Here is a 17872-nt window from a genome sequence, read left to right on the forward strand (position 1 = left end):
CTGTTGGCCGCAGGCACGGACGAGGGATGATCCGATCACGGTTGCAGCCAGCCGGCACGAATGACATGCGTTGGAGTAGCGGCCGTCATATTGTCCAGCGGCACCCTCGACGCTAGGACATACCAGGCGGCAGCCCGCGTTGAGCGGTAGCTCGGTTCTCGCAAGGTCCACATTTCAGGCTGAACTTGACCGCTTGTAGTGGCTAGTGATCAAGCAATGACAAGGAATCTCCTGTTTTTGTGCTGTCGCAAGGATCTTGCGATCCCTCTCGAAAGTTCTTAGGTCACCCGAGGTCTTTGCATTCTGCAAACTCCGTGCTCGAGAGACCGCCATGATCCTCACCCTCGCAGGCGTCAGAAAATCCTATTCCACTGCCGAGGGCCGGATTGAAATCCTGAAGGGCATCGATCTGGAAGTCGCTGCGGGCGAAAGCGTTGCGCTCACCGGAGAGTCCGGCAGTGGCAAAAGCACATTGCTGCATCTGGCAGGCGGGCTCGACCGTGCAGATAGCGGCTCTGTCGTGATGGATGGCAGCGATCTCGCGCTATTTGCAGAAACCGATCGGGCCCGATACCGGAGAACGAGGGTCGGCCTGGTTTTTCAACAGTTTAACCTCATCCCATCCCTGAGCGTCGCAGCCAACATTTCATTTCACGCCAAGCTTGCAAACCGGTACGATCACGCTTGGGAAAGGCAGTTGATCGAGGAACTGGGGCTGGAAGAATACACCGCCCGATATCCCGAGCAGCTTTCCGGGGGGCAACAGCAGCGCGTTGCCATCGGGCGAACCTTGGCTGCTCGACCTCCTCTCATCCTTGCGGACGAGCCAACGGGCAACCTGGATGAGCAAACAGGCGATGCCGTCCTCGATCTGATGCTCAATCTCGCCCGGACAGTGGGATCGGCTCTGCTTCTCGTCACTCACTCCACGAGGCTCGCAGTTCGTCTGGACCGGACGGTGGTCCTTCGCGGTGGGAAGATTGCCGAATGAACTTCGTTGCATTCGCAGCCCTGCTGTCACACTGGCGTCGGAGACCTCTCCAGCTTCTGACGCTGGTCACAGGGGTTGCGCTTGCGACAGCGCTTTGGTCCGGCGTTCAGGCTATCAACGCCGAGGCGAGAGCGAGCTATGCCCGGGCGGCATCGGTTCTGGAGCAAGGCGACCTCCGGCAGATCGTCGCCAAGGATGGTGACGGCATAGCGACTGAGGTCTATGGCAGCATGCGTCGAGCGGGCCTGAGTGTTTCGCCCGTAATTGAGGGCAGCTACCGCTTCGGAAGCATAAGGATCCGTTTGATCGGCATCGAGCCTCTGACGATGCCAAGGGACTCCCAGAACGCGACGATCGCCAGCGGTTCAGATCTTTCCGCCTTCTTTTCAGCCAGCGGACAGTTGCTCGTGTCAAGCGCGACTGCCGAGCGGCTCCGTGGCGCCACGGACATGAACATCAAAATCGATGGCAACGTTCCCGACGGTGCTGCCTTCGTCGACATATCGGTCGCTGATCGATTGCTCGACAAGCACGGGAAGATTGATCGCATGGTGGTCGCAGCCGATCAAAAGATTTCCGCCGAAGCAATCGATCAGGCGGGATTGACGATCCGCGAACCGGCTGCACAGCCAGACGTCGCTCGCCTCACAGACAGCTTCCACCTCAACTTGACCGCCTTCGGGTTCCTTTCGTTCATCGTCGGGCTCTTCATCGTGTATTCGGCCACGGGCCTGAGCTTCGAACAGCGTCGAGGCACTTTTCGTACACTTCGATCGCTTGGTATCTCTCTTCGAGTATTGACCACGTTGCTCCTGATCGAGCTTTCGATGCTGGCGCTGATGTCGGGGTTGATCGGCGTCATACTCGGCTACGTCATTGCGTGGCTTCTGATGCCGGGTGTCGCCGCGACCCTCAGGGGCCTCTACGGCGCGAATGTGTCAGGCTCGCTATCCATTCGGCCGGAATGGTGGTTGGCTGGACTGGCAATTGCTCTCGGAGGAACCGCTGTCTCGTCAGCTCAGAGCCTGTGGCGGGTTTGGAAGCTGCCGATTTTGGCTGCCGCGCAGCCGCGAGCCTGGGCGAGACAATCCGCAGGGTCCCTTGTTTATCAGGCGGGAATCGGCGGGTTTCTGCTGATCTTGGCGGCTGTCCTTGCGATTACTGCGTCCGGGCTGGTAGCGGGCTTTGCGGTTCTTGGCTGCCTGCTTCTGGGAACAGCTCTGATGCTGCCTGGACTTCTTGCGGTCATCCTGACCGCAGCGCAGCGAACGGCGCGGAGCGCCCTGATGGAATGGTTCTGGGCAGACACCCGCATACAGCTTCCCGGCCTGTCGCTGGCTTTGATGGCTCTGCTACTGGCATTGTCGGCGAACATCGGCGTCGGCACGATGGTATCCAGTTTCCGGCTGACGTTCATCGGCTGGCTGGACCAACGGCTGGCCGCCGAGCTTTACGTGACGGCCAAGGATGACGAGGAAGCTGCACGGCTCCGAGCCTGGCTTCCGCAACGCTCGACGGCAGTCCTGCCCATCTGGAGTGTGGACGGTGAGGTGCTTGGCGAACAGATCCAGATCTTTGGCGTCGCGGACGATCCAACTTACCGAGAGCACTGGCCTTTGATTGCGTCCGATAATGACGTTTGGGATAAGATCGCTGCCGGTCAGGGCGCCCTCGTCAACGAACAGATGTGGCGTCGCGGCGAAGCCAAGCTCGGCCAGCCATTGGTCATGCCTGGAGGTTGGAGTGTAACCGTGGCCGGTGTGTACTCTGACTATGGGAACCCGAACGGGCAAGTGATCGTCGGCATCAATACCCTGGTCGATTATTACCCCGATGTCCCGAAACTTCGCTACGGGGTCCGGGTAGCTCCCGAGCGAGCTCAGGTTCTCAAGCGCCAGTTGGTCGAGGAGTTTGGTCTGTCGGATACCGCGATCGTTGACCAGGCTTCGCTCAAGCGACAATCGAGAGCGATCTTCGACCAGACATTCAAGGTGACGGGCGCGTTAAACGTCCTCACTCTTGCTGTGGCAGGATTTGCCATGTTCTCAAGTCTTCTGACACTGTCCGGTATTCGGCTTCCTCAACTGGCGCCGGTGTGGGCCATGGGTGTGCGGCGACGGGATCTGGCGCTTTATGAAGTTGCCCGGACACTTGCGCTCTGGTTCACAACATTTGTGGCGGCCGTCCCGGTTGGTCTTGCCCTGGCGTGGGTCCTGCTTGAGATTGTGAACGTGGAGGCCTTCGGTTGGCGATTGCCAATGACGGTGTTTCCAATGGATTGGCTTTGGCTGGGAGCAATCGCCTTCATAGCGGCATCGCTGTCGGTGCTGATACCGGTTCGTCGCCTCGCTTCGATTAATCCTGCGGACCTGCTGAGGATTTTCGCCAATGAACGTTAGAAAGTTGGCGTCCCTCCTGATGGCCGCGGCTATGATCTGCGTAAGCGGTCAGGCGTTCGCACAGGGCTTCGCCGGATTGGGATCGGATGCGCAAGGTTTTGCGATCCCGGAGCGTGGCAATGGTCTTTCTTTCCCCGCCGACCATGGCGCTCATCCTGATTACCGCATTGAGTGGTGGTATGTGACCGCCAATCTCAACGGTGATGATGGCAAGCAATACGGTGCGCAGTGGACGCTGTTTCGCTCTGCGCTGGCTCCGGGAAACAAGACTGGTTTCGCAGATCCGCAAGTCTGGATCGGGCATGCAGCGATCACCACCCAGGGCCATCACTATGTTGCGGAGCGCTTGGGCCGGGGAGGCGTCGGGCAGGCGGGCGTTCAGGCAACGCCTTTTCGCGCGTGGATAGACGACTGGCGGATGGAGGACACTGAGCAAAGCGGCTCGAACACCTTTGGCAACCTTTCAGCCATCGCCGGCGGGTCGGACTTCAGCTATACCTTAAACCTCAAAGCCAATGGGCCACTCGTTCTTCAGGGTGACAAAGGCTTTTCGGTAAAGTCGGCGAACGGACAGGCGAGCTACTACTACTCGCAGCCTTTCTATGAGGTGGCGGGGACGGTCACGACGTCCGGATCGCCGGTTAAGGTCACCGGCAAAGCTTGGCTGGACCGGGAGTGGTCGTCGCAGCCGCTTGCGTCCAATCAGACGGGCTGGGACTGGTTCTCACTGCACCTGAATTCCGGCGAGAAACTGATGGCTTTCCGCCTTCGTGACGACAAGGACGGGTTCATCTCCGCGAACTGGATATCCGCGGACGGGCGAACGACACCTCTGTCGAAAGACGACATCCAACTGGAGCCAACTCGGAACGCAACCGTCGATGGCCGCCAAATGCCGATAGAGTGGCGTATACGCGTGCCGGGTAAGTCGCTCGATATCACCACCAGACCGTTGAACGACCAGTCCTGGATGGCGACTTCGACGCCTTATTGGGAGGGACCGATCAACTTCAAGGGCTCTACGTCAGGCGTCGGATATCTCGAGATGACCGGCTACTAGCTGTTACCTTTCACAGGGTAACAGCTCCTTCGTTGAAGGATACAAGCTCGCCAGCCCTTCGGCAAATTCCTGCAGGATCGACCGGAGTCTGGCCTATTCAGTAAGCGTCCGGTGGTGTTTTGATCAGCGTTTCAGGGGTTGATCCGCCTGAATGGATCGGGCGGGGAGGCGTTGACGAAGGTCCTGAAGCTCTTGTTCGCCGGCGTGTCGGCTCCCAACCTGCCGGGGACGGCGGCCGACGAGCGGGCAGCCGATGCCGGCTGGCCTTGATGTAGCATGGCGGGTGGGCGGGACACGTAGTGGTCTTTGCTGAGGCGATGCGGCGTGTCGGTATCGGCGAGCTGTTGTACGACGGCGAGCTCGAGCGAAGAGCATGAGCATGTTTTCCTTGAGCGAGCGCCGAGAGGATTTCATCGCAGATCAAGAGCTTTGGATTAACCAGCAGCGCGCGGGCGATGGCTATACACTGGCGCTCGCCGTCCGAAAGCTGCTTGAGAAGCGGTCGAGATAGCCGGAGCGCAGGCCGACATTTTCCAGCGCGGTTTTAAGGGTCTTTCGTAGACTTCGATACCAAAATGGTCGAGCGGACGTTCGAGGACCGCCCGGATGCGGCAGTGGGGGTTGAGCTACGCAATCCGCGAAATTCATTTCCAAATGACCGTAAGTGACGTCGGCGCGATCGACGTGAGCCTAACACTCCAGTGGAGTTCCATAATATCCATTACGCCACACCTGCATGTAGCCGCAAAGTTAAAGTGTCCTGTTTCTGCAAAGTTGGAATGTCACACTCCCCGCGTTTGAGGACGGTGGAGATTGCCGATGGGACTGATAGCGCTGAGCGAGCGCGACCTGCAGCGGATCGAGATTTTATGAGGTCATCGACGGTCGGACGACGCTGGTCTCGGCGGCGCATGTTATGAACTTAAGCACACGACACGTTCGCCGGCTGTGATCCGGACGAGCGGCCTCGATGCTCTCGCGCTTCCGAGGGCAAAATCCGACTTCACCGACATACGGACAGGTCAGGCGTAGCTATGAGATGCGAAATATCTGCCTCGAAGCTCACTCGGGATCTCGTCGGGGCAAACTGATCCGCCGCGTTCTACGGTTCGCGTATTGCGTTATCGAGGCCACGCAGCAGCGGATACAGGAAATAGGAGATCACCGTACGGTTGCCGACCTTGATTTCCGTGGACACGGTCATGCCGGGCAGCAGCCGTACCGGCATACCTGCGGCATTCAGCCGGGTATCGGCAAGCAGGATCCGCGCCTTGAAGAAGGGGGCGGCCGGCTGGCTCGGGGTCTCTGTCTGCTCCTGTTGGCCGGTGAGGAAGGTGTCCTGGCTGATGGTTCTCACCTCGCCCGAGGCGGTGCCGTATTTCTGGAAGGGATAGGCGTCGAGCTTGATGCGGGCTTCCTTGCCGACGGCGACGCGGCCGATGTCGCGGGTGTTGATCGAGACTTCGGCTTCGAGGGGCACGTTGATCGGCACCAGAGTCACGACCGGTTCCGCCTCGCGCACCACTGAACCGACCGAGCGCTGGGCGAGATCGAGCACGACGGCATCGGCGGGTGCGGTCAGCGCCACCATGTTGCGGCGCAGTTTCATCTTTTTCAGTTCCTCGTCAGCCATGTCGCGCTGGCCGCGCAACTCCACCAGCTGCTCCATTGCGGCGCGGCGGAAATCCTCGATGAAAGCCTGGCGGTCGGCTCGGAGCTTGGCATAGGTGTGGGCGGCCTCGTCGGCCCGGCCGCGGACGGCGGTCAGGTCGGACTCGACGTCGAGGCGGGCGTCACGCGAGCCGAGCAGCGTGATCAGCGAGCCGCTCTGCTTGTTATAGAGCCGCTCCCGCGCTGCCTCGATCTGCGAGAGCCCATCGCGCCTGTCGTTGAGCACCGCCTCCTGGTTCCTGCTCGCCGCAAGAGCGGCTGACTGGCCGGCGATCTGCTGCTCGAAATTCTGCAGCTGAGCCATGTAGAAGGCCTGTCGCTGGCCGAAGAGCTGCGCCTGCAGCACCTGGTCGGGCGTATCTCCCGCCATCTTCATGTAGTCGTCGCCGGCAAGCTCGGCCTCGATGCGCCTCACCTGGGCGTCGAGGGCGGCGAACTTCGCCTGCTGCTGGTCGACATCGGCCTGGCTAAACGTGGCGTCGAGGGTCGCGAGCGTCTGCCCGGCATGCACCACTTCGCCGGCCTTCACCTCGATCGTGCGGATGATCGAGGTTTCGAGCGGCTGGACGACGATCGTCGGCTGGGTGGTGACGAGCTTGCCGGGCGCAATCACCACCTCGTCGATCGACGAGACCGAGGCCCAGATGATCGCGGCGGCAATCAGCGCCGTCACGCAGTAGAGCGTCATCCGTGCAATGCGCGGCGGAGCGCGTTCCTCCAACTCGACGGCGTCGGACTGGAATTCGGCAATTGCAGGCGGCAACGGCGGGCGGGCGGTGAGCTCCCTGCCCTTCCCTGAGGGGCCCTTGCCTGAAGGGACCTTGTCTGAAGGGCCATTGCCTGAAGGGACCGGCAGGTTTTCGCTGGGTTTTCTGGTGTGCGCGTTCATGCGACCTGCCTCATCTGCTGGGACCACAGATGGCGATAGGTCATGCAGCGCGATACAAGCTGATCGTGCCGGCCGATATCGGCGACCTTGCCACGATCGATGACGAGAATGGCATCGGCATCGACGAGCGTCGAAAGCCGGTGCGAGACGATGATGACGGTGCGGCCGGCAGCGATGCGGCTCAGATTCTCGCGGATGATCGCCTCGCTGTCGGGGTCGAGCGCGCTCGTCGCCTCGTCGAAGATCAACAGCTTCGGATCGGTGATCAGCGCGCGGGCAATGGCAAGCCGCTGCTTCTGGCCGCCTGACAGGTTGGAGGCGTTTTCCTCCAGCATCGTGTCAAAGCCGCGCGGCAGGCGCTCGATGAACTCCTCGGCGCCGGCGATGCGGGCGACTTCCATGATCTCCTCGATGCTGGCATCGGGCTTGGCGGCGGCGATATTCTCGCGCACCGAGCCACGAAACAGGAAACTATCCTGCAGCACGACGCCGATGCTCGTTCTCAGATGCACGAGGTCGATCTCGCGGCTGTCATAGCCATCCATGCGCACGAGGCCTTCCTGGCTCTGATAGAGCCCCTGGATGAGCCTTGTGATCGTCGTCTTGCCCGAGCCGCTCTTGCCGACCACGCCGAAGAGGCAGCCCGCCGGAATGGCGAAGGAGACATTGTCGAGCGCCGGCGCGCTATCCGGGCCGTAACGGAAGCTGACCCTGTCGAATTCGATGCGGCCCTGCAAATGCGGCCGAACACCTCGCCCGCGGCCCGCCTGCTCCGGCCGCTGGTTCATGATCTCGCCGAGCATCCGCACGGAGAGCGCGACTTCCTGATATTCGTGCACCATGGTGACGATCTGCACCAGTGGTCCCGAGACCCGGCCGGCGAGCATATTGAAGGCGACCAGCGCGCCGATCGTCATCGCTCCGCTAAAGACATCGAGCGCGCCGAGGCCGATGATGGCAACGCTCATCAGCTTCTCCAGCAGTCCGGTCATCGCCTGGGCGATGGTCGAGATCTTGTCGACCCGGAAACGCACGGAGATCGACTGCGCCGAATAATCGTCCCACACCTTGCGTTGGCGCGGCTCCAGCGCCAGCGATTTGACGGTGCGCATGCCGTGCACGGTTTCCACCAGCAATGCCTGCCGGTCGCCTTCGGCCTGGTAGAGCGCCTGCAACCGGCGCTGGAACGGCCCGACGAGCATCATCACCACGAGCCCGACGAGGGCGGCGAAACCGAGCACGACAAGCGTCAGCTTGACGCTGTAGAGAAGCAGAATCGGCACGAAGACCAGGAGCGAAACGCCGTCCAGGAGCGTGAGAAAGAGCCGGCCGGTCAGGAATTCGCGGATGCGCCCGGTCTGCTGCATATGCTTAACGAGAACGCCGGCCGAGGCCTGCTCGAAGAGCGCGATCGGCAGGTTGAGCAGATGGCCGAAGGTGCGGGTCGCGACGCGGATGTCGATCCTGTTCGTCGCATAGAGCAGCAGATAGCGGCGCAGGAAGGTGAAGGTCGCGTCGAAGACGAGCGCGATCGCAATGCCCGCCGTCAAAACCGTCAGCGTCGCATAGCTCTGATGCACCAGCACCTTGTCGATGACGAGCTGAAAGAAGATCGGCGTCGTCAGCCCCAGCCCGTAGAGCACGAAGGCGGCGAGCGCAACGTCGCGGAAGAAGCTGCGCTGCTTGATGATCTCGGGGACGAACCAGCGGAAGCCGAAGGGCCGGTCCTCATCGGACATGCGATAGTTGCGCTTCAGCAGGATCACCGATCCGAGCCAGGCCTTGGCGAACTGCTCTTCGCTGAGCATCATCACTTCGGCACGTGATGCCAGCGGGTCGAGAACGCGGATTCTCTCATCCTCCCCGCTCCCGACAGCGCCGGCGATGACCACCCAGTTGCCGTTCGTCAGCTCGGCGAGCACCGGGAAGGCCTCGCCGAGTTGGAACAGGGATCGCCAGTCGAGCGTCAGATGCCTTGCCCTGAGGCCGGCATCCTTGGCCATGCGCAGCAGCTGCCGCATGGCAACGGGATCGTTGCCGACGGCATAATCGTGCTGCAGTCGTTCAGGAGCAAGATCGACGCCGTGATGACGCGCGACCAGTGCAAGACAGTGCAGGTTGGTATGCAGAAAACCACTCATGGCCCACCCGAAACAATACGAGACCGAGGCAATATTTGTTTTATCAGTTGAAGTTCGGCGAGGCGTTCGAAGCGCCGGCCTGCACCGTCTGAATATCGGCAGCAGCCGCAGCTGGCATATCGCCGATGCGACGGACCGCACCCGCCTCGACTAACCCGCCAAGCGCCTTCTGCATGAGATCGACGGCATTGGCGAAGGCATCGACCGGCATGATGATGCGCTGGCGGAAGACCGGCTTCGGATTGTTGTTGGCGTCACGATCGGTGGCCGAGAGCGACATCAGGTCGATGCGTACGATCGTTCCCGTGATGGTGATCTCGCCGATGCCATCTGCATAAAGTTCGTTGCTCATTGTTCTCTCCTCTGGTTGATAATCAAAACCTGTTCACCTTTGAGTCGACACATCGGATTATCCGAAAACCGCTTCACACGTTTCGGTCCGACGCGTGAGTATCGTGCCGCCATGCCGGAAACGGATCGCGAAGGCCGATGGCGGTCTGCGGATCGAAACCCGTCTCCTCTCCGGCCAGGCAATCGTCGAGCGCGGCACGGATCGCCGCCTCGTCGAAGCCGGAGCCGATGAAGACCAGTTCCTGACGACGGTCGCCCCAGACATCGTCCCAATGCCGGTCAAGCAACTGGCGGAATTGCGGATGCCGCGGCCAGTGCGCCCGCGGCACCGAGGCCCACCAGAACCCCCTGTTCTCGATGCGGCATTGCGTGCCGGCAATCGACAGCAGGCCGATCTCGTCCGGCCGGGTCGCCAGCCAGAAATGCCCTTTCGCCCTGATGATGCCAGGCAATGGCTGCTCGATGACCCGGCTCAGCCGCGCGGGATCGAAAGGCCGGCGGCTGCGATAGACGAAGCTCGCAATGCCGTATTCCTCGGTCTCCGGCACGTGGTCGCCCCAGCCGTAAAGCTCCTTGTGCCAGAACGGATGGCGGGCGGACTTCGCCTCGCTGAAGAGCCCGGTATCCATGATCGCGCCAAGCGGCACCTGGCCGAAGACCGCCTCGATGATGCGGGCATCCGGATTGAGCGCCGCGACGACCCGGCGAACCTCCGAGAGCATTACAGGCGGCACATCGCCTGCCTTGTTGATGATGACGACGTCGGAAAATTCGATCTGCTCGACGAGGAGTTCGACGAGCTTGCGCTCATCGTCCCCGTCACGCCTTTCGCCGCGATCGGCAAGGAACTCGGCGCTCTGGTAATCGGCGAGAAGATTGACCGCATCGACGACGGAAACCATGGTGTCGAGCCGCGCGACATCGCAGAGTGCTGCCCCGCTGTCGTCGCGGAAGGAGAAGGTGGCTGCGACCGGCAGTGGCTCGGCAATGCCGGTGCCCTCGATCAGCAGATAATCGAAACGGCCGGCGCTAGCGAGCCGGCGAACCTCGCTCAGGAGGTCGTCGCGCAGGGTGCAACAGATGCATCCATTGGTGAGCTCTACCAGTGTCTCGTCCGTGCGCAAGAGGTCTGCACCGCCCTCGCGCAGGAGATCCGCATCGATGTTGACCTCGCTCATATCGTTGATGATGACAGCAACCCGGCGACCCTCACGATTGCTCAGGACATGATTGAGGACAGTCGTCTTGCCGGCGCCGAGAAACCCGGCGAGAACCGTTACCGGCAATCTGTTGTCTGCACCCATCATCGATCTCATTACCCTTTACAAATGCTTGGCCTTACATGCTCGCGGCTTTAGGCTGCGAGCTGTGGTCTGAATGCTACGTCAACATAGTAGTTTGTGCTGTTATAGCTGGCGCTCGGGAACAGCCCGCTCGACCCATAGGCATAAACGCCGTTGCTGCCGCTGAGCGCCCTGAGGTCGCCATTCGTCACTTCGGCGCTGAAGTAATTGCCGGTCGCCGAATAATTGCCGTTGGTGCTGTAGGAAACGACGTAGGTCGTATCCGCGGCGATCTCCACCTGCTGGGTGAGTGTCGCGGTCTGCCAGCCGCTTGCCGTTTCGTTGCTGAAGGCGACGCTGCCGAGCAGCGTGCCCGAGGCAGTCCAGAGATAGCCGTTATGCGGGCCCGTATTGTCGGCACCCTTGTAGAAGCGGATGCCGGTGATCCAGCCTGCCGTATCGGCCTGGAACTTCATGCCGAGATTGACCTGCTGATTGTCGTTGGTAGAGACGATTGCAGGCGTCGCATTGGCGGCAAAGAGGTTCTGCTCCGGGCCTGCAGCCGGGTTGTTGATGGTGAGAGCAACCTGGGCCGTGGCCGTGCCGCCCTTGCCGTCTGATATCGCGTAGCTGAAGCTCGCCGGTCCCGAATAGCCTGCGGTCGGCGTGAAGGTCACCGTCTGGGCCTGGGCATTGTAGGCGACCGAGCCGTTGACGGCGCCGCTGACGCCGGTGATCGTGAGCGGATCGCCATCGGCATCGCTGTCGTTTGAAAGCAACGCCGAGGCCTGGATGGTGATCGGCGTGCCCGTATTGGTCGAGTAGCCGCTGTCATTGGCGGCAACCGGAATCGCATTCTGCGCGCCCTGCTGATAGAGCACGTCCACCCAGTAATTGCTGGCATTGTAGGAGGCGGTCGGGAACAGGCTGCCCGTGCCATAAGCATAGACGCCGTTGCCGCCGCTGACCGAACTTGCCGGCGCCGTCAGCGCGCCGCTCGTATGGTCTGTCGTGAAGTAGTTCGCCGTTGCCGAATAGAAGCCGTTGGAATGGTAGCTCGCCACATAGGTGACGCCGGCCGTGACATTGATCGGCTGCGTGAAGGAAACCGTCTGCCAGCCGCTTGCCGTCTCGTTGATGAAGCTTGCCTGGCCAAGGAGCTGGCCGCCTGCGGTCCAGAGCGAGCCGACATGCGTGCCGGTATCCTGAGCGCTCTTGTAATAGGTGAGCCCCGTGATCTGGCCGCTGCCGGAAGCGATGAACTTGACGCCAAGTTCGACCGAGTTGGCGTCATTGGCGGCGGTAACCCCCGACGTGTCGGCGCTGGTAAACAGGCTCGAGGTCGTGCCGCCGCCGGGCTGCGAATTGACCGTGAGGCTGACGGTCGCCGAGGCCGTGCCGCCTTGCCCGTCCGAGATCGAATAGGAGAAGCTTGCGACGCCCGTATAGCCCGAGTTCGGCGTGAAGATCACCGTGTTGGTCTGGCTGTTGAAGGTCACCGTTCCGTTCACCGCGCCATTGGCGCCGGTAATGCTCAGCGGGTCGCCATCGCCATCGCTGTCGTTAGCAAGCAGGTTGGCCGCGGCAATCGACAGGGCCGTGTTGGCATAGGTCGTATAGCCGTTGTCGTTGGCGGCAACCGGCACCGTGTTGCCCGTGGACTGATTGAAGACGACATCGACCCAGTAATTCGACGACTGGTAGCTCTGGGTCGGAAAGGTCGAGCCCGATCCGACCGCATAGACGCCGTTCGCACCGGCGAGCGCCGTCAGCGAGCCGTTGGTGTGGGCCGTGTTGAAATAGCCTGCGGTGGCCACATAGCTGCCGGTCGTGTGATAGGAGGCGACATAGGTCGCACCCGCCGTGATCTGCAGCGGCGTGGAGAAGGTTGCGGTCTGCCAGCCGGAGAGCGACTCGTTGGTGAAGGTGACCGTGGCAACAAGCGTGCCGTCCGCCCTCCAGATGGAGCCTGTATGCACGCTGGTATCGCCGGCAGCCTTGTAATAGCGGATTCCCGAGATCGTGCCGTTTGAGGAAGCGACGAACTTCATGCCGAGTTCCATCGCAGTATTGTCGTTGAAGCTGCCGCCGGTCGGCCCCTCGCTTCCCGTAAAGAGCGTCTCCCCGGCCGGGGCGGTCTGAACGGTGAGGCTGACATTGCCCTGATCCGTGCCGCCGCGGCCGTCCGACAGCGTATAGGTGAAGCTTGCCGGGCCTGAATAATTGTTAGCCGGCGTGAAGGTGATGGTTCCGGTCTGCGTGTTGAGCGCGACCGTGCCGTTGAGCGCATTGCCGACGGCGGTGATGGTCAGCGCATCGCCATTGGCATCGACATCATTTGCCACGAGTGCGGCAATCGAGATAACAAGGGTTCCGTTATGGCCGATGATCAGCCCGCTGTCGTCCGTTGCGACCGGCTGGCTGTTGGGGCCGGCATCGAAGACCACGTCCACCCAATAGTTCGAGCCGCCGGGGCTCTGACCGGGGAACGTGCTGGTGCCGCTATAGGCAAAGACGCCGCCGCCATCGACGGCCTTCAGCGCGCCGCTGGCATAGGGCTCGCTGAAATAGTTCTCGGTGACGGAGAAGAACCCGTTGCTGTGATAGGAGGCCACATAGGTCGTGCCGGCGGCGATCTGGACCGGCGAGGAGAACATTACCGTCTGCCAGCCGGAGAGCGGTTCACCCACCGACACGCCGGTTGCGAGCAGCGTTCCGTTGCCGGACCAGAGGCTGACGACGTGGTCGCCAGTATTGTAGAAGCCCTTGTAGAAGCGGATGCCCTGCACCGAGCCTGCCGTCGTTGCCTGGAAGCGCAGGCCGAGCTCGACGGGATCGCGATCGATCGCCACCTCGGTTGCGGGCTTTTCCGCCAGCGTCCACAGGCCCTGCGTGCCCGGCAGGTTGACCGTGACCTGCTTACCGGCCGATGGCGCTTCCAGATTGACGCTGTCGTCGACGGCGCGCGACAGGATCGTGTAGGTGCCGCTTGCCTGGACGACCCAGTTATAGCTCCAGTTCTCGCGGCCTGACGCCTTGAACCAGTGCTGGCCGCCATCGGTGGAGATCTCGACACCGGCGATGATGCCGCCGCCGAAATCCTGCGCCGTACCCGTGATCGTCACGTGCTGCCCTTCGAGGAAGCTGGCGCCGATGATCGGCGACGTGATCGACGAGGTGGGCTTCAGCGCGTCGGTCGATTGCGTCGCGAGGATCAGGCTCGCATCCAGCGTCGTCGGCTGGATGCCCATGTCCGCGAACATGTTGACCATCGCCTGCTGCACATTGCGATCGGTCGATGTTGTCGGACCCTGGTGGTTGTCGCTCAGGCCCCAGGACCAGAAGACGGTGCCGGCGCCGAAGACCAGCGCGCCGCTTGCCGCCCGGTACATGGTGAGGCTGTGGGTGGCGACGGCAGAGCCGATCGTCGTGCCGTAATCGCGCAGATAGGTTTCCACCGAGACCGAAGAGAGCGACAGGTTGATCAGTCCAGCCGGACGGAATCCGTTCTCGACATCGGAATCCCATTCATAGCCGAGCAGGTTCTGCACCAGATTGTAGGTATCGCCTTCATTCAGCTGGGAGACATCGGTATTGCGCCAGAAGCGCAGGTTCGAATAGTCGTAGGGGATGGAGATCGTGTCCTGGCGGTAGCTGTCCACCTGGAACATCGTGCCCGTCAGCGAATTCTCCGGCTGCTGCCCCGGATCGGCATAACGCGGATCGCGCCAGGTGCCGGTGCCGACATTGCTCGGGTCCGTGCTCGTGCCGTAGGTCTCCTTGTAGCAGACCATGGTGCGGTAGGCCTGGCCGCTGCCGTCGATGCTACTTTCCCAGCGGACTTTCCAGTAAACCTCGTTGCCGCTCCAGAAGGCGAGGTTCACGCCGGCATCGCGCGCGGCTTCCACATTGGCGCGCTGCTCGGCAGACCAGTATTCGTCATGGCCGACGGAGAGATAGGCATCATGGTTGAGCAGCAGGCTGCCGCTGCGCGTCGCATCGACGCCCGAGATATAGGACACGTCGTAGCCGTTCTGCTCCAGCCACGAGATCGCAGAGGATTCGACGCCGAAGATGAAATCATGCGAACCGCCGACCGGGCTCGTATTGGTGATGATCGGGCGGTTGTAGCTGACGGCCGAGGCGCGGCCGATCGCGGTCAGCCCGCAGCTGCAGTTCGGCGGCAGGTAGCCGATCATGTCGGCGGGATCGACGGGCACTTCGCCATAATAGAGGCTAGCGCCGCCCCAGGCATTATAGGCCTGCCAGGTGGTATCGGATGTCTGGAAGACGATATCGCTGGTGGAGGCGTCGTCGCGCACGACGAAGGGGATGATGCTTGCATCCTCGGTACCATCCTCGCGCACCAGCTTGGCGAAATAGACGCCCGAGACGGCATCGGCAGGGATCTGCCAGCTGGCGGAAACCGACCAGTTGCCGCAATCGATGAGACCGAGCGACATGTCGACGATCGGATGCGGCTGGATCTGCGCCGTAGTCAGCGATTTCTCGATCGAGTCGACCTTGCGCGCGCCTGCCCCGCCGTAATAGCCCATGCGGTAGATATCGATGCGGTAATGGGTGGAATCCGTGGCGATCTTGAAGTCGACCGTCTGGCCGATATTGGTGCTGATTTCGGTGGCGAAGCCCTGGATGGTGCCGTTGCCGTCGCCCTCCAGCCCCCATTCGCTAATGGGGTTGCCCTGCTTCAGGTTTTCGAGCGCGATCTTGTTGGGTGTCGCCGCAGCCGAAACCGCCGCCATCGGTGCCACCGGTGCCCCCAGTGCCCCCAGTGCTGTCGGGGCCGCGGTCGTCTCAGCAGAAACGTCCTGGCTCGGCTCCACAGAGACAGATGCTATCGAGGCCTGAAGGCGCAACGAAGCCGTGCCGAGACTGCTGGAAGAGCTGACCGGCGCCGCCGTCTTGGTGCTTCCAGTGTCGGCATCGGTGGTAACACCCGTAAGCGTGGGAGCGGCAGGCAATGTCGCAGCCTCCTCGGACGGATCCGGGGCAAGCACGGTGCGTTGCAATGTCGAGGAAGGCGTCTGGAACACCGTCGCAGCCGACGCCGTCTTGGTGAAACCGTCTTGCGCGCCGCTATCTCCCGCAGGCGCCGGCATCGCCGTCGACGATGCGGGCGACGATTGCATGTCGCCTGATGATATCAGGGAAGATGTGACCGTGCCGGAGAAGGAGGATTGGACGGTTGCGCTGCCCTGATTGGCAAAGCCGTAGGGACCCTGAGTGCTTGAAGACACCACGGTCGCAGTTCCAAGCAGTGCGGTCCAGACAGAGGGTGGGTGACAGACGCTCGGCGTGCCGCCGGCAGTACTTAGATATTCGCGATTCCTCACATGAAATCTCAGCAAGAGCGGCGTCCCCGTTTCCCATCGACCACCATTGGAAGGCTTCATCCTGCCAGCTTTCGAAAGGGAATGTACGACAGCAATCTGGGGTATGTGGGTGATACACCGTACTCCGATATGATGACCCTCACCGCATACCCGACCGACAAGGCCGCAAAGCTGCCTCCGGCTACTGCTCAGTGGCCGACTCTGGGTGAAGAGGAATTCTAGTTCGGTATTGTCTCGCCGGTCCGGCCGGTCGAGCCGGTACTCCCGCGTTCCGTGCTACCAGGCCGGAAACGGATCTTCGAGAGCCGACCAGTCCCGCGGATCTGAACTGGCCAAGCAGTCGTCCAACGCGGTGCGGACGCCTGTCTCGTCCATATCAACACCGATAAACACGAGCTCCTGCCGACGGTCGCCCCAAGCGCTGTCCCATCGGCTCTCGATATGCTGACGAAACTGTTGATGGCTGGGCCAGTCTTGTCGGGGAACGGCCGCCCACCAGAGCCCCATAGGTTCACAGCGCCGTTGCACCCCGGCAGCCGACATCAAACCCACGTGACGCGGGCGCGTGGCAAGCCAGAAATGGCCTTTGGCGCGGATTACCCCCGGCCAGGGCTCGTCCAGGAATGCTCGAAACCGCTTGGGGTCGAAGGGACGCCTCGTGCGATAGACAAAGCTCGATACCCCGTATTCCTCCGTCTCCGGAACATGGTCGCCCGGATTGTAGAGTTCCTTGTGCCACAACGGGTGAGCGGCGGCCCTTGCTTCATCGAAGAGGCCCGTGTCGAGGACGGTTGCAAGAGAAATCTTGCCGAAGTCCGTCTCCACCTGGCGGGCATCCGGGTTGAGCGCAGCCACCGTCTTGCGGACTTCCGCGCGGACCTCTTCGCTCGCATCCGAGATCTTGTTGATCACGACAATATCGGCAAACTCGATCTGGTCGACCAACAAGTCGATGAGTGTGCGCCGGTCGTCACCGTCCCGCTGCAGGCCGCGATCGCGAAGCAGATCAGCGCTGCTGTAATCGGCCAGGAGGCTTGCGGCGTCGACGACGGTCACCATCGTGTCGAGTTTCGCAAAATCGGAGAGCGAAACACCGTTCTCGTCGCGGAATGAAAAGGTTGCCGCGATAGGGCACGGCTCCGCAATGCCGGTCCCCTCTATCAACAGATAGTCGTATCGCCCCTCTTCGGCCAGTCGCCGCACTTCCGTCAGGAGATCGTTGCGCAGGGTGCAGCATATGCAGCCATTGCTGAGCTCAATCAACGTCTCCGTCGTATGTGACAGGTTACAGCCGCCGTCTCGGATAAGACTGGCGTCTATGTTCACTTCGCTCATATCGTTGACGATGACGGCGACCCGCAGGCCGTCGCGATTTGTCAGCACGTGGCTGAGAAGCGTCGTCTTGCCGGCGCCGAGAAAACCCGAGAGCACTGTCACCGGCAGCCGGTCGATGCTGTTTATCAGCATCCCGTCAATGAGGGCATTCGGAGCGACTGTCATTTGCGTTTTATGAGCCTCATCGAAATCGTCTCTAACCTCGTTCGACGCGTCAGGCGGCGAGCTGCGGCCGGAAGACCACATCGGCATAATAGTTTGCCGAGTCAAAGGTGCTGGTCGGGAAGAGACCTGTGGTGGCAGATCCGCCGTAGGCATAGACGCCATTGCCGCCAGCCGCAGCGCTGGATAGCGCCGACAGCGGACCATTGCTGACGCCGTTGGCGAAGAAGCCATCA

General features: G+C 61.6%; 10 protein-coding genes. 3 read left to right on the forward strand and 7 right to left on the reverse strand.

Translation table 11 applies throughout. The features are described from left to right. Window positions 1-331 precede the first annotated feature (331 nt). From RWJ89_RS23470 to RWJ89_RS23480, 3 genes are read left to right on the forward strand one after another with little or no spacing between them, the layout of a single operon-like run. A complete protein-coding gene (locus RWJ89_RS23470; RefSeq protein WP_222000253.1) occupies window positions 332-991 on the forward strand; it encodes an ABC transporter ATP-binding protein in 660 nt (219 codons plus the stop codon). Then, the gene (locus RWJ89_RS23475; RefSeq protein WP_316031506.1) at window positions 988-3390 is read left to right on the forward strand and encodes an FtsX-like permease family protein; all 2403 of its coding nucleotides are present in this window, start codon (window positions 988-990) and stop codon (window positions 3388-3390) included. Before RWJ89_RS23470 ends, RWJ89_RS23475 begins: the two co-directional genes overlap by 4 nt. Then, entirely contained in the window at window positions 3380-4450 is a 1071-nt protein-coding gene (locus RWJ89_RS23480) for a lipocalin-like domain-containing protein (RefSeq protein ID WP_316031507.1), read from the forward strand. The genes RWJ89_RS23475 and RWJ89_RS23480 overlap by 11 nt, the downstream gene beginning before the upstream one ends. Window positions 4451-5552: 1102 nt before the next feature. Here the strand turns inward: RWJ89_RS23480 and RWJ89_RS23490 are convergent. The 7 genes from RWJ89_RS23490 to RWJ89_RS23520 form a co-directional block, all read right to left on the reverse strand. Next, entirely contained in the window at window positions 5553-7010 is a 1458-nt protein-coding gene (locus tag RWJ89_RS23490) for an HlyD family type I secretion periplasmic adaptor subunit (protein WP_316031508.1), read from the reverse strand. Next, on the reverse strand, window positions 7007-9151 hold the full coding sequence (locus RWJ89_RS23495) for a peptidase domain-containing ABC transporter (protein ID WP_131665648.1): 2145 nt from the start codon (window positions 9149-9151) through the stop codon (window positions 7007-7009). The genes RWJ89_RS23490 and RWJ89_RS23495 overlap by 4 nt, the downstream gene beginning before the upstream one ends. 43 nt (window positions 9152-9194) lie before the next feature. Beyond that, window positions 9195-9503, reverse strand: coding sequence for a hypothetical protein (locus tag RWJ89_RS23500; RefSeq protein WP_003549393.1), 309 nt, complete (start codon window positions 9501-9503; stop codon window positions 9195-9197). 73 nt (window positions 9504-9576) lie between these two features. Further along, a complete protein-coding gene (locus RWJ89_RS23505; RefSeq protein WP_316031509.1) occupies window positions 9577-10809 on the reverse strand; it encodes a GTP-binding protein in 1233 nt (410 codons plus the stop codon). 47 nt (window positions 10810-10856) lie between these two features. Next, the gene (locus tag RWJ89_RS23510) at window positions 10857-16199 is read right to left on the reverse strand and encodes a DUF4082 domain-containing protein (protein WP_316031510.1); all 5343 of its coding nucleotides are present in this window, start codon (window positions 16197-16199) and stop codon (window positions 10857-10859) included. A 216-nt stretch (window positions 16200-16415) separates the two neighbouring features. Next, complete coding sequence (locus tag RWJ89_RS23515; protein WP_206105917.1) at window positions 16416-17639, reverse strand: GTP-binding protein; 1224 nt, start codon at window positions 17637-17639, stop codon at window positions 16416-16418. A 49-nt stretch (window positions 17640-17688) separates the two neighbouring features. Continuing rightward, a partial coding sequence (locus tag RWJ89_RS23520) for a DUF4082 domain-containing protein (protein WP_316028886.1) occupies window positions 17689-17872 on the reverse strand: 184 nt, incomplete at its 5' end.

The organism is Rhizobium sp. 10PS4 (assembly GCF_032464805.1).
In the GTDB taxonomy this organism is placed as follows: domain Bacteria; phylum Pseudomonadota; class Alphaproteobacteria; order Rhizobiales; family Rhizobiaceae; genus Rhizobium; species Rhizobium laguerreae.

Coding starts and splice junctions, on each gene's coding strand:
- RWJ89_RS23470 (WP_222000253.1), top strand. CDS start 332: ATGATCCTCACCCTCGCAGGCGTCAGAAAATCCTATTCCACTGCCGAG.
- RWJ89_RS23475 (WP_316031506.1), top strand. CDS start 988: ATGAACTTCGTTGCATTCGCAGCCCTGCTGTCACACTGGCGTCGGAGA.
- RWJ89_RS23480 (WP_316031507.1), top strand. CDS start 3,380: ATGAACGTTAGAAAGTTGGCGTCCCTCCTGATGGCCGCGGCTATGATC.
- RWJ89_RS23490 (WP_316031508.1), bottom strand. CDS start 7,010: ATGAACGCGCACACCAGAAAACCCAGCGAAAACCTGCCGGTCCCTTCA.
- RWJ89_RS23495 (WP_131665648.1), bottom strand. CDS start 9,151: ATGAGTGGTTTTCTGCATACCAACCTGCACTGTCTTGCACTGGTCGCG.
- RWJ89_RS23500 (WP_003549393.1), bottom strand. CDS start 9,503: ATGAGCAACGAACTTTATGCAGATGGCATCGGCGAGATCACCATCACG.
- RWJ89_RS23505 (WP_316031509.1), bottom strand. CDS start 10,809: ATGATGGGTGCAGACAACAGATTGCCGGTAACGGTTCTCGCCGGGTTT.
- RWJ89_RS23510 (WP_316031510.1), bottom strand. CDS start 16,199: ATGAAGCCTTCCAATGGTGGTCGATGGGAAACGGGGACGCCGCTCTTG.
- RWJ89_RS23515 (WP_206105917.1), bottom strand. CDS start 17,639: ATGACAGTCGCTCCGAATGCCCTCATTGACGGGATGCTGATAAACAGC.